The sequence below is a fragment of the Leisingera sp. JC11 genome, assembly GCF_040704725.1.
Taxonomy (GTDB): Bacteria; Pseudomonadota; Alphaproteobacteria; order Rhodobacterales; family Rhodobacteraceae; genus Leisingera.
In genome coordinates, this window is the sequence record NZ_JBFCVS010000042.1 from 1 (window position 1) to 11,960 (window position 11,960).

The window sequence follows — 11,960 nt, forward strand, 5'->3', positions numbered from 1 at the left end:
GATTTGCGACCGCTTAAACGACACACCTAGAAAATGCCTCGGGTGGCGCACACCGGCTGAAGCGTTCAGGGACGAACTCATGAAACTGAGATAGCAGGAAACGTCGCAACGACCCTTGAGCCTTCACGGGTGCGCGCCACCCGCAGCTGCGGCTCTGTGAAGCAGAAGGCGCGCGTCCTGGAACCGGAACCGGGTGGCAAGGGCTGGATACCGGAAAACGGATGCAGTGTGCCTGATTTCCAGTCCAATATCGCAAATGCGCCTTACACGGGTCCGGGCGCCGCGCGCACAAGAGCTTAGCAAGGAGCGAACTGGCCCCAAGGCCAACTGATGGGCCCGCGGCAAAGACGGTTGCCGCAGCGGCGCGAAGAAGTTAAGCAGGGGTCCGGCGCGGTCCGAATTGCGAGGCGACATTGAAAGCTGTTTCTGGATGCCCCGGTTCCGCTGCCGCAAGCCTGGCCAGGAAGCGGTCCTTGTCCTTTACGCTGCTGCGCGTGATCCGCGGCCATCAAAGCGCAGATGACATTTCCTTGGGCGCCTTTCTGGAACAGCTTGGCGACAGGTCCTTCGGCTGGGCCATCCTGCTCTCTTGCCTGATCAACCTGCTGCCGCTGCCGCCGGGGGCAACGCTTGTCACCGCCCTGCCGCTGCTGTTTTTCTGCGCGCAGATGGGTCTTGGCTTTTCCAGCGTCCGGCTGCCGGGCCGGATCGCGCGGATCCGGGTTTCCGGTGCGGGCATGCGCCGTATCGTCCTGCGCCTGCGCCCGGTGTCGCGGCGGCTGGAACGGATTGCCCGGCCGCGTCTGCGGGCGGTGTTCCAGCCGCGGCGGGAACAGCTGGTCGGCGGGCTGCTGTTCCTGGTGTCCCTGGCGCTGTTTGTGCCGCTGCCGCTCAGCGGCTGGTTTCCGGCCATCGCCCTTTTCATCACCAGCATCGGGCTGCTGGAACGGGACGGGGCGATCGTGCTGGCAGGCGCCTGCGCGGGGCTGTTGTCGATTGCCTTGACTGTGTTCGTGGCGGCCTCGATCCTGATCGGGGCAAACAGCCTGATGCACTGAAACGCATCCGCCAGCGGGCGCTGCGGCGCCGCAGCCGGACTCTACTTCAGCGCCAGGCCCGCCGAATGGGCCGCAATCCACTCGAACACCAGGTTCGGGCCGCGCAGGCGGCTTGAGTAGTCGCGCGACATGACATACCCGGCGTCGCTGGCCACCACATCCCCGGTCACCTGCACCAGCCTGCCGTCCGCCAGCAGGTTGTCGATCAGCCCCAGCCACCCTAGCGCGATGCCGTCGCCAGCCACTGCCGACTGCACCACCATGTCGTAATTGTTGAAGCTGATGTAGTTCTTGGACCTTTCCCCCGCGATGCCAAGGGTGTCAAACCAGCCCTGCCACGTCTGCCATTCCGCCGACGCCGGTTTCGACAGGCTGAGCAGATGGCAGTCCAGCAGTCTGGCGGAGGCCGGGATCGGGCCGTGGGCGGCTAGGTAGGCGGGGCTGGACACAGCTGCGACCCGTTCCTGCAGCAGCATCACATCGCCGTCCGCCATGCTGCTGCGCGGAGCGACGTGGATCTTGATGTCGCAATCCTCGCCATAGTCCGCCGGCGGCACCTGCGAGGCCAGGATCTGGATTTCGATCTCATCCCCCAGCTCCGACCGCAGATGCGACAGCCGGGGCAGCAGCCAGAAGCTGGAGAAGGCGAAATCAGCTGATATCCGCACCCTCGGCTTGGACTTCCGCTCAAGCAGCGAAGCCACGGAATTTCCCATCTGCGCCATTGCCGGGCGGACAACATTGAGCAGCCGGACGCCCTCGTTCGTCAGCGAGACGCCGCGGTGCTCGCGCTTGAACAGGGCAATGCCCAGTTCCGTTTCCAGCCCCTTGATCTTCTGGGACACCGCCGACTGCGTCAGCCCCAGCGCCTCGGCGGCGCCGGTGAAGTTGCCATGCCGGGCCACCAGGTCGAAGGTGTGCAGCGCCACCAGGTTGTAGCTCAGCTTCCTATTAATCCCGCTAATGTCGCTCATAAATTATTGCCTACTGCAAAAGGAAAATTTTTTATAACAAAAAATGCCCTGCGTAAGTTCTGCTAAGGCCGCAGCCCCGGCGGCATCAACGAGCAGATCAGAAAAGACAGGGATACTCTATGTCAATAAAACCTCCTTTAACGGATCTGCCGATCGGCACGTCCGACAGCGGATTTTACCGGGGTTTCAGCCAGATCGTCACCATTTCCTCCAAGCTGATGATCGGCGGGCTGGTGGTCTGGGCGATTGCCTTCCCCGAACAGTCGGGCGCGGTGCTGAACTCGATCAACGGCTTCATCCTCGCCTCCTTCGGCGCCTGGTACATCTGGACCGTGGCGCTGTTCGTCTTGTGCTGCATCGCGCTGGCAATCTGGCCGACCGCCGGGCGGCTCAAGCTGGGCCAGCAGGGCGACGCGCCGGAATTCTCCAACTTCTCCTGGTTTTCGATGATGTTCGGGGCCGGCATCGGGGTCGGCATGCTGACCTGGGCGGTGGCAGAGCCGATCTACCACTGGAACAACAACCCGGAAGTGATCCAGGGTCTGACCAATGGCGGCACCGCGGACAATATCCGCATGGCTTACAAGTGGTCTTTCCTGCATTGGGGTCTGGGCGCCTGGGCCTGCTATGCCATTGCCGGGCTGGCGCTGGGATTCTTCAGCTACCGCCGCGGCCTGCCGCTGACCATGCGCTCCTCGCTGACGCCGCTGTTCGGCGCCCGCCTCTCCGGCTCCATCGGCCATCTGGTGGATATCGTCGCCGTGGTCGCAACCATCCTCGGCGTGGCGCAGACCCTGGGCTTCGGGGTGGAGCAGTTTGTCTCCGGCCTTACCCGTATCGGCATTACCGGGCTGACCAATGACGCAGGCACTGCCAACACCACCGGTGTGCTGGTGGCCATCGTGGTGATCATGGCCGCCTCCACCGCCTCGGCGCTGTCGGGCGTCGGCAAGGGCATCAAGTGGCTTTCCAACCTGAACATGGTGCTGAGCATCGCGCTCCTGAGCTTCTTCCTGCTGTTCGGATCCACCTTCTTTGGCCTGCAGGCGCTGCTTGTCGGCATCTGGGATTACCTGGCGGCGCTGCCGGACATGAGCTTCCGCGTCTGGACCGGCGACGGCAACCCGGACAGCGTGGCAACCAAGCTGGAAGGCTGGCAGGGCGGCTGGTCGGTGTTCTACTGGGCCTGGTGGATTGCCTTCGCCCCCTTCGTCGGCCTGTTCCTGGCCCGCATCTCCAAGGGCCGCACCATCCGCGAGTTCGTGCTGGGCGCGATGATCGTGCCGTCGCTGATGTGCTTTGTCTGGTTCACCTGGGCCGGCGGCACCGCCATCGACCTGGAACTGAACGGCGGCGCAGGCGGCCAGATCTCCAGCGCGCCGGATGGCGACAAGATCTTTGCCATGGTACAATACATGCTGTCGCCCTGGCTGGGCTGGGCGATGTCGGTGATGATCGTGGTTCTGCTGATGACCTATCTGGTGACCACTGCAGACAGTGCGGTGCTGATCGTTAACACCATCAACGCCGCCGGCGACGAAGGCCCCAAGGCCCGCCCGCACATCCTGTTCTGGGGTGTGGCGCTGGGTGCGGTGGTCACGGCGCTCTTGCTGGTCGGGGGCCTGAAGGCAATCCAGACCGCGATGGTGATCGGCGCCCTGCCCTTCTCGCTGGTGATGGTGCTGCAATGCGCGGCGCTGATCAAGGCGATCTACAACGACGGCCGCCGCGCGCAGGCAGGCGTGGCCGCCACAGTAACCCAGGAGCCCGCTGAATAAGGCATCTCCCCGGGGGCGGCGGCCGGCGGGCAGGGCTGCCGCTCCATTCTCCAGACTGCTGCCCGCACCTTTTCGTGTGCCGGACACAGCAATAAAAGGAAGCAAAATGACCAAATACTACAACAGGGAAACCCTCCACCCCGCGGCTCTGATGCACGCAGAGGAGGCGGCGCAAGGCAAGCTGGACCGCCGCGAATTCCTGAGCCGGGCAACCGCGCTGGGGGTCACTGCCTCTGCAGCCTACGGGATGATCGGCCTCAGCCAGCCGGTGCAGGCGGCGGCCAATGCGCAGGAAGGCGGCACCATCCGCATCCAGCAGGTGGTGCGCGCGCTGCTGGATCCGCCGCTGTTCAACTGGCCGCAGCTGGGCAACCTGGTGCGCGGCTATCTGGAATATCTGGTGCAGTACAACGCCGACGGCACCTTTGAACCCCGCCTCCTGGAAAGCTGGGAAGTCAACGAAGACGCCACCGAATATCTGCTGCACATCCGCCCCGGCGTGAACTGGAACGACGGCCGCGGCACCCTGACCGCCAAGGACGTCGCCTATAACTTTGCCCGCTGGTGCGATGGCAAATGGGAAGGCAACTCGATGGCGGCCCGCATGGGCTCCCTGCAGAACGAGGCCGGCGACGGCCCGGCTGAGGGCGCGCTGGAAATCGTTGACGACCTGACCCTGAAACTGAAACTGACCCGCCCGGACATCACCATCATCCCGGCGGTGACCGAATACCCCGCCGCCATCGTGCCGGACGGCTGGTCCGGCGATCCGGGCGCGGATCCGGTCGGCACCGGCCCGTACAAGCTGGTCGAATACGAAGTCGGCGTGAAGGTGGCGCTGGAGAAGAACACCGACCACGAATGGTGGGGCGAAGGCGCCTATCTGGACCGGATCGAGTTCATCGACTTCGGCACCGATGCATCGACCCATCTCTCTGCCGCGGAGGCCGAAGAGATCGACATGACCTACGAGACCGTGGGGGAATACGTCGACATCTTCACCTCTATCGGCTGGAACGTCAGCGAGTCCGTCTCCGCCAACACCCTGGTGCTGCGCACCAACCGCGACGCCATCGTGGACGGGGCAACACCCTATGCCGACGCTCGCGTCCGCCGCGCCCTGGCGCTGGCCTGCGACAACGCGGTGCTGCTGGAGCTGGGCTATGACGGCCGCGGCACCCTGGCCGAGAACCACCATGTCTGCCCGATCCACCCGGAATACGCCGACATCGGCGCCCCGGTCCGCGACGCCGAGGCCGCGCGCCAGCTGATGGAGGAGGCCGGGATGCTCGATTTCGAGCATGAGCTGATCTCGATCGATGACGACTGGCGGCGCAACACAACCGATGCGCTGGCGGCGCAGATGCGCGATGCCGGCCTCAACGTCAAACGCACCGTGCTGCCCGGCAACACCTTCTGGAACGACTGGGACAAATACCCGTTCAGCTCAACCGACTGGGGCCACCGCCCGCTTGGGGTGCAGGTGCTGACGCTGGCCTACAAGACCGGGGTTGCCTGGAACGAAACCGGTCTCGCCAGCGCCGAGTTCGACAGCATGCTCGAAGCCGCTTCAGCGATCGCCGACGCCGATACCCGCCGCGGGCATATGGAGAAGATCGAGCAGTTCATGCGCGACGACGGGACCATCATCCAGCCCTACTGGCGCTCGCTCTACCGGCACGCGCGGCCCGGCATCATCGGCGCCGAGAGCCATCCGATCAACGAAATCCACGTTCACAAGCTGGCGCTGGAGGCCTGACCGCCGACAGAACGATCGGACAAAACAGGGCGCGCACCGGAACCGGTGCGCGCCCTCAGCCTGCGCCTTCCACAATCACGATATTGGCGATACCGGCGCCAAGGCGGTGGTTTTTTGCTTCCTGATACTCAGGCGAGTTGTAGCAGGACAGCGCCGCATCAAGCGTCTCGAACTCAATGACAACATTGCGCGGATGGCCGTCGCCCTCGAGCTGCTCGCAGGTTCCGCCGCGCGCCAGCACCCGCGCGTTGAACTTTCGGAAGGCCTCCGTCGCCCCGGCGGCATAAAGGGCATAGGGCTCGGAATCCGTCACCGTGACATGTGCAATCCAGTAGGCTTTGGGCATTGGGCATTCTTTCAGTTTGATGTCTGCAGCACGCCCCGGAGCGGGCTTTCCGCTCCGGGGCCTTATCTTACTTGTTCAGGATCTTCGACAGCATCAGATAGGCGGCACCGGCCACGAACAGCCCGACGAACCAGGCATAGGTATAGATCGTGGCAAAGAAGTCCGATGTGCCTGCAGTGATGCCGACACCGGCCAGGAAGCCGGGCAGGTTCGGCAGGATGCCGATCACCAGCGCCCAGACCCCGGCCCAGTTTGTGCCGTTACTGCCGGAGTAGATGCCGTTCATCTTGAACAGGTCGGCCACTTCCAGCTTGGTTTTGCGCAGCAGGTAGTAGTCCGCCAGCATCACGCCCGCGATCGGACCCAAGAGCGCCGAATAGGCGATCAGCCAGCCGATGATATGGTTCACCAGGATCCAGGGGAACATGGCAATACCGATGCCCGCGGTGATGTAGCCGCCGCGCTTGAGGTTGATCTTGCTCGGCGCCAGGTTCGAGAAGCCGTGCGCCGGCGCCACCACGTTGGCCGCCAGGTTGGTGGTCAGCGTCGCCACGATCAGCGCAAACAGCGCGATGATCACCGAGAACCCGCCCATTTTCTCAGAGAGCTGGATCGGATCCCAGATCGCCTCGCCATAGATCACCACGGTTGCCGAAGTCACGGCGGAGGCGATGAAGGCAAACAGCGCCATCGGGATCGGCAGGCCGACCATCTGGCCCAGCAGCTGGTCCTTCTGGCTTTTGGCATGGCGGGTGAAGTCGGGGATGTTCAGCGCCAGGGTTGCCCAGAAGCCGATCATGCCGGTCAGGCTCGGCCAGAACACCACCCAGAACTGGCCTTCCTGCGGCTGGCCCGGATCAAAGGCGCTGGGGGTGGACAGCATCTCGCCGAAACCGCCCGCGTTGACATAGGCCCAGGCCAGCAGTGCCAGCCCCATCGCCAGCAGGAAGGGAGCCGCATAGGTTTCCAGCCAGCGGATCGACTCGGTGCCGTTCTTGATGAAGTAGAGATGCAGCGCCCAGAAGGCGAGGAAGCAGATGAACTCACCTGCGCTGATGCCCAGCACCGGCAGCGCCTCGCCCGCCAGCGCCCCGCCGGTGAGGGTGTTCAGGATCACGAAAATTGCCGAACCGCCGACCCAGGTCTGGATGCCGAACCAGCCGCAGGCGACGATGCCGCGGGCCACAGCCGGGATTTTGGCACCTGTCGGCCCGAAGGACGAGCGCAGCAGCACCGGGAAGGGGATGCCGTATTTGGTGCCGGCATGGCCCACAAGAACCATCGGGATCAGCACAATAGCATTGGCCGCCAGAATGGTCAGCACCGCCTGGTCCCAGCTCATGCCTGATCCGATCAGATAGGACGCCAGAAGATAGGTCGGGATGCAGACCACCATGCCGACCCAGAGCGCGGCAATCGCCAGCCAGTCCCAGGTGCGTTCCGCCGCCGTGGTGGGCAGCTGGTCCTCGTTGTAAAGTTCCGGGTCGATCCCGGTCAGATCCATCCGCGGCGGCACCTCGGCGCCGGATGCGGAAAACCCGCTGGTGATATCAGCCATTTTCAGTTTCCTCCCTGTTTTTGGCTTGCTGCCGCCCCGTCCTCCACAGGGCAGCAGATGCAAAAGCCCCCGGCCTGCGCCGGGGGGCATGATCAGACGCAGGCCGGCATGTTTTCAGCCGAGCGCACGACCTGGCGGGGCGCGGTCACCTCTTTCCATTTGGACAGCGCCTTGTTCACTTCCGGGAACGTTGGCCGGTCCACAAACCGTCCGTGTCCCGGGGTGGCGCAGACCGTGCCGTCGTCCACCGCCACCTCGCCGCGGCTGAGGGTATAGCGCGGCAGGCCCGTCACCTCGCGGCCCGAGAAGACGTTGTATTCCACAACCGATTGCTGGGTTTCCGGCGAAATCACCTTGGATTTCTTGGGATCCCACACCACCAGGTCGGCGTCCGAACCCTCCAGAATCGCCCCTTTACGCGGATAAATGTTGAGGATTTTCGCGATATTGGTGGCGGTGGCTGCCACGAACTCATTCGGGGTCAGCCGCCCGGTGTTCACACCTTCGCTCCACAGCACCGGCATCCGGTCTTCAAGGCCGCCGGTGCCATTGGGGATCTTGGTGAAATCATCTATGCCAGTGCGTTTCTGATCCGCGGTAAAGGCGCAGTGGTCGGTTGCCACAACCTGCAAGGAGCCCGCCTGCAAACCGGCCCACAGGCTGTCCTGATGGGATTTGTCCCGGAACGGCGGCGACATCACCCGCTGCGCGGCGTGGTCCCAGTTGGGGTGGCGGTATTCGCTCTCATCCAGCACAAGATGCTGGATCAGCGGCTCGCCATAGACGCGCATGCCCTTCTGGCGGGCCCGGCGGATCGCCTCATGCGCCTGCTCGCAGGAGGTGTGCACGACGTACAGCGGAACGCCCGCCATGTCGGCAATCATGATGGCGCGGTTGGTGGCCTCGCCCTCGACCTCCGGCGGGCGCGACAGCCCGTGGCCCTCCGGTCCGCGGATGCCGTCAGCCAGCAGCTTCTGCTGCATGGTAGCGACCACATCGCCGTTTTCAGCATGCACCATCGGCAGCGCACCCAGCGCGGCGCAGCGGCGGAACGAGTCGAACAGTTCGTCGTCGTCCACCATCAGCGCGCCCTTGTAGGCCATGAAGTGCTTGAAGGAGTTGATGCCGAGGTCCACGACCTGCTGCATCTCGTTGAACACCTGCTCGCTCCACCAGGTCACTGCCATGTGGAAGGAGTAGTCGGCGCAGGCGCGTTTCGACTTGGCGTGCCAGGCCTCCAGCGCTTCCAGCATCGACTGGCCGGGGCTGGGCAGGCAGAAGTCCACCACCATGGTGGTGCCGCCCGCGAGGCCCGCGCGGGTGCCGGACTCGAAGTCGTCCGCCGAATGGGTGCCCATGAAGGGCATTTCCAGATGCACATGCGGGTCGATACCGCCCGGCATGACATAGCAGCCCTCGGCATCAAGCACCTTGTCGCCATTCAAATTGGTGCCGATCTGCACGATCTTGCCGTCCTCGATGGCAACATCGGCCTCATAGCTGCGGTCGGCGGCAACAATGGTGCCGCCCTTGATCACGGTTCTCTGACTCATGCCGCTCACTCCACGATCTCTGCGGTTTCCAGCACCGCATGCAGCAGCACGTTGGTGCCCGCCGCTGCCCATTCACGGCTGATTTCCTCATCCTCGTTGTGGCTAAGGCCGTCGACACAGGGGCACATCACCATGGCGGTCGGCGCCACCTTGTTGATCCAGCAGGCATCATGGCCCGCGCCGGAGATGATATTACGATGCGAATAGCCCAGCTTCTCCGCCGCCCGGCGCACCGCATCAACGCAGCCCTCGTCAAAGGTGACCGGGTCGAAATGCCCAGCCCGTTCGATCTCCAGCCCCAGTTCCAGCTCCTCGGCGATCCGGGCGGCCCCGTCGCGCAGGCGCTGCTCCATGTCGGTCTGGGTGTCAAAGCTGGGCGAACGGAAGTCGATGGTGAACACCACCTTGCCCGGCACGATATTGCGGCTGTTGGGGTAATAGTCGCAGTGGCCCACCGCGCCCACGGCGTCGGGCTGGTGGCTCATCGCGATCTCGTGCACCAGATCGGTGATCCGCGCCGCGCCAAGACCTGCATTGCGGCGCATCGGCATCGGGGTGGATCCGGTGTGCGCCTCCTGCCCCGTCAGCGTCACCTGCAGCCAGTTCAGGCCCTGGCCGTGGGTGACGACGCCGATGTCCTTGCCCTCGGCTTCCAGGATCGGGCCCTGCTCAATATGCAGTTCGAACATCGCGTGCATCTTGCGGTTGCCCACCGGCTCATCGCCCTTGTAGCCGATCCGGGCCAGCTCCTCGCCGAACTTCTTGCCATCCGCGTCCTCGCGGGCATAGGCCCAGTCCTGGGTGTGGACACCTGCAAAGACGCCGGAGGACAGCATCGCGGGGGCAAAGCGGGTGCCCTCTTCGTTGGTCCAGTTCACCACCACGATGGGGCGGCGCGGTGTGATGCCCTGATCACGGATCGAGCGCACCACCTCAAGCCCCGCCAGCACGCCCAGTACGCCATCGTATTTGCCGCCTGTCGGCTGGGTGTCCAGGTGGCTGCCCATCATCACCGGGTCCAGATCCGGCTCCGCGCCTTCCAGCCGGGCAAACATGTTGCCCATGCTGTCAACGCCCACCGTCATGCCGGCCTCTTCACACCAGCGCTTGAACAGGTCGCGGCCTTCCTTGTCGGCATCGGTCAGCGTCTGGCGGTTGTTGCCGCCGCGCACCCCCGGGCCCTTCTGCGCCATTTCCATCAGCGAATCCCACAGGCGGCTGCCATTGATGCGGGCGTTGCTTTGTACGTCTTTCATATTGTCTCTCCCTTGGCGGCCGGCCGCCCCGCGCGCTCCTCCGCGGCGGGCCGCCGGCCGGTTGATCACGTGATGAGCGACTCGGCCAGGATGCCGATCAGCTCGTCGATTTCGGATTTTTCGATGATCAGCGGCGGTGACATGGCGATGATGTCGCCGGTGGTGCGCAGATGCGCCCCCTTATCCCAGGCCCGCAGATAGGTCTCAAAGGCACGCTTGGTCGGCGCACCCGCCACCGGCTCCAGCTCCACCGCGCCGACCAGGCCTGCACAGCGGATGTCCTGAACATGCGGCAGGCCCTTAAGGCTGAACAGCGCCTCCGCCCAATAGTCTTCCAGCGCTGCCGCACGCTCGAACAACTCCTCCTCGCGGTAAGTGTCCAGCGCTGCCAGCGCCGCCGCACAGGCGACCGGATTGCCCGAATAGGTATAGCCGTGGAACAGCTCGATCATGTGCTCCGGCCCGGTCATGAAGGCATCGTGGATTGCGCTGCTGATCATCACCGCGCCCATCGGGATCACACCATTGGTCAGACCCTTGGCGGTGGTGATCATGTCCGGCTCCACACCGTAGTAGTCGGCGCCAAAGGCCCGGCCCAGGCGGCCATAGGCGGTGATCACCTCGTCGAAAATCAACAGGATGCCGTGCTCTCGGGTAATCTCGCGCAACCGCTGCAAGTAGCCCTTGGGCGGCAGGATCACCCCGGCGGACCCGGCCATCGGCTCGACGATCACCGCCGCGATGGTTTCCGCCCCGTGCAGCTCGATCAGCCGCACCAGGTCTTCGGCCAGTTCCGCGCCATGCTCCGGCTGGCCCTTGGTAAAGGCATTGCGTGCCGGGTCATGGGTGTGGCGCAGGTGGTCAACGCCGGTCAGCAGGCTGCCGAAATGGCGGCGGTTGTTGACGATGCCGCCGACCGAGATGCCGCCGAAGTTGACGCCGTGATAGCCCTTCTCACGGCCGATCAGCCGGGTGCGGCCCTGCTCGCCCCTGGCCTTGTGATAGGCTAGCGCGATCTTCAGCGCGGTCTCCACCGATTCCGAGCCTGAGTTGGTGAAAAACACATGGTTCAGATCGCCCGGCGCCAGATCCGCCAGCCGGTTTGCCAACTCAAAGGCCTTGGGGTGCCCCATCTGGAAGGCCGGTGCATAGTCCAGCTCCACCACCTGTTTCCGCACCGCCTCAGTGATCCGCGGCGCCGCGTGGCCTGCATTGACGCACCACAGGCCCGCGGTGCCATCCATCACCTTCCGCCCGTCGGTGGTGGTGTAATACATCCCTTCCGCCCCGGCGATCATCCGCGGATTTTCCTTGAAATGCCGGTTGGCGGTGAATGGCATCCAATAGGCGCCAAGGTCGTTCTTGGGGGCCGGAGCAGCAGTCATGACGGTCGTTCCTTCTTGATTGATCTGCGGGGGTCAGGCGGCAGAAAGATTGAGCAGCGTATCGAGGCTGGCTTTCGCGTCGCCGTAGAACATGCGGGTGTTTTCCTTGAAGAACAGCGGGTTCTCGATGCCGGAGTAGCCGGTGCCCTGGCCGCGTTTGGAGACAAACACCTGTTTCGCCTTCCAGCATTCCAGCACCGGCATGCCGGCGATCGGCGAGTTGGGGTCCTCCTGCGCCGCCGGGTTGACGATGTCGTTGGAGCCGATGACGATCGCCACATCCGTTTCCGGGA

10 protein-coding genes and 1 pseudogene are annotated in these 11,960 nt (G+C 64.2%); 4 read left to right on the forward strand and 7 right to left on the reverse strand.

Annotation, left to right across the window (positions count from 1 at the left end):
• Positions 1–94 (forward strand): annotated as a pseudogene (locus AB1A62_RS21725) (integrase); the annotation flags it as partial.
• A 379-nt stretch (positions 95–473) separates the two neighbouring features.
• Positions 474–1,058, forward strand: coding sequence for an exopolysaccharide biosynthesis protein (locus AB1A62_RS21730; protein ID WP_366663547.1), 585 nt, complete (start codon positions 474–476; stop codon positions 1,056–1,058).
• Positions 1,059–1,099: 41 nt separating this feature from the next.
• Here the strand turns inward: AB1A62_RS21730 and AB1A62_RS21735 are convergent, their stop codons facing one another.
• Positions 1,100–2,032, reverse strand: coding sequence for a LysR family transcriptional regulator (locus AB1A62_RS21735; protein WP_366663548.1), 933 nt, complete (start codon positions 2,030–2,032; stop codon positions 1,100–1,102).
• A 119-nt stretch (positions 2,033–2,151) separates the two neighbouring features.
• Here AB1A62_RS21735 and AB1A62_RS21740 point away from each other — a divergent pair, with 119 nt between their 5' ends.
• Together AB1A62_RS21740 and AB1A62_RS21745 are read left to right on the forward strand one after the other, a co-directional pair.
• The gene (locus AB1A62_RS21740) at positions 2,152–3,810 is read left to right on the forward strand and encodes a BCCT family transporter (protein ID WP_366663549.1); all 1,659 of its coding nucleotides are present in this window, start codon (positions 2,152–2,154) and stop codon (positions 3,808–3,810) included.
• 106 nt (positions 3,811–3,916) lie between these two features.
• Positions 3,917–5,569, forward strand: coding sequence for an ABC transporter substrate-binding protein (locus AB1A62_RS21745; protein ID WP_366663550.1), 1,653 nt, complete (start codon positions 3,917–3,919; stop codon positions 5,567–5,569).
• A gap of 55 nt (positions 5,570–5,624) precedes the next feature.
• Here AB1A62_RS21745 and AB1A62_RS21750 read toward each other — a convergent pair whose 3' ends face one another.
• The 6 genes from AB1A62_RS21750 to AB1A62_RS21775 all read right to left on the reverse strand — a co-directional run.
• On the reverse strand, positions 5,625–5,915 hold the full coding sequence (locus tag AB1A62_RS21750) for a DUF1330 domain-containing protein (RefSeq protein WP_366663551.1): 291 nt from the start codon (positions 5,913–5,915) through the stop codon (positions 5,625–5,627).
• A 67-nt stretch (positions 5,916–5,982) separates the two neighbouring features.
• Positions 5,983–7,473, reverse strand: coding sequence for an NCS1 family nucleobase:cation symporter-1 (locus tag AB1A62_RS21755; RefSeq protein ID WP_366663552.1), 1,491 nt, complete (start codon positions 7,471–7,473; stop codon positions 5,983–5,985).
• Positions 7,474–7,565: 92 nt separating this feature from the next.
• Positions 7,566–9,026 carry a dihydropyrimidinase gene (hydA, locus tag AB1A62_RS21760; protein ID WP_366663553.1) on the reverse strand — a complete coding sequence of 487 codons (1,461 nt, stop codon included), beginning with the start codon at positions 9,024–9,026 and terminating at the stop codon, positions 7,566–7,568.
• Between the two features lie 5 nt (positions 9,027–9,031).
• Positions 9,032–10,282, reverse strand: a complete 1,251-nt coding sequence (locus tag AB1A62_RS21765) for a Zn-dependent hydrolase (RefSeq protein ID WP_366663554.1) — start codon at positions 10,280–10,282, stop codon at positions 9,032–9,034.
• 65 nt (positions 10,283–10,347) lie between these two features.
• Positions 10,348–11,667 carry an aspartate aminotransferase family protein gene (locus AB1A62_RS21770; protein ID WP_366663555.1) on the reverse strand — a complete coding sequence of 440 codons (1,320 nt, stop codon included), beginning with the start codon at positions 11,665–11,667 and terminating at the stop codon, positions 10,348–10,350.
• Positions 11,668–11,700: 33 nt separating this feature from the next.
• A partial coding sequence (locus AB1A62_RS21775; RefSeq protein ID WP_366663556.1) for an NAD(P)(+) transhydrogenase (Re/Si-specific) subunit beta occupies positions 11,701–11,960 on the reverse strand: 260 nt, incomplete at its 5' end.

What these genes read in the sequence shown, in the direction of transcription:
- AB1A62_RS21740 (WP_366663549.1), top strand. Translation starts at nt 2,152, where the DNA reads ATGTCAATAAAACCTCCTTTAACGGATCTGCCGATCGGCACGTCCGAC.
- AB1A62_RS21735 (WP_366663548.1), bottom strand. Translation starts at nt 2,032, where the DNA reads ATGAGCGACATTAGCGGGATTAATAGGAAGCTGAGCTACAACCTGGTG.
- AB1A62_RS21770 (WP_366663555.1), bottom strand. Translation starts at nt 11,667, where the DNA reads ATGACTGCTGCTCCGGCCCCCAAGAACGACCTTGGCGCCTATTGGATG.
- AB1A62_RS21745 (WP_366663550.1), top strand. Translation starts at nt 3,917, where the DNA reads ATGACCAAATACTACAACAGGGAAACCCTCCACCCCGCGGCTCTGATG.
- AB1A62_RS21750 (WP_366663551.1), bottom strand. Translation starts at nt 5,915, where the DNA reads ATGCCCAAAGCCTACTGGATTGCACATGTCACGGTGACGGATTCCGAG.
- hydA (WP_366663553.1), bottom strand. Translation starts at nt 9,026, where the DNA reads ATGAGTCAGAGAACCGTGATCAAGGGCGGCACCATTGTTGCCGCCGAC.
- AB1A62_RS21755 (WP_366663552.1), bottom strand. Translation starts at nt 7,473, where the DNA reads ATGGCTGATATCACCAGCGGGTTTTCCGCATCCGGCGCCGAGGTGCCG.
- AB1A62_RS21765 (WP_366663554.1), bottom strand. Translation starts at nt 10,282, where the DNA reads ATGAAAGACGTACAAAGCAACGCCCGCATCAATGGCAGCCGCCTGTGG.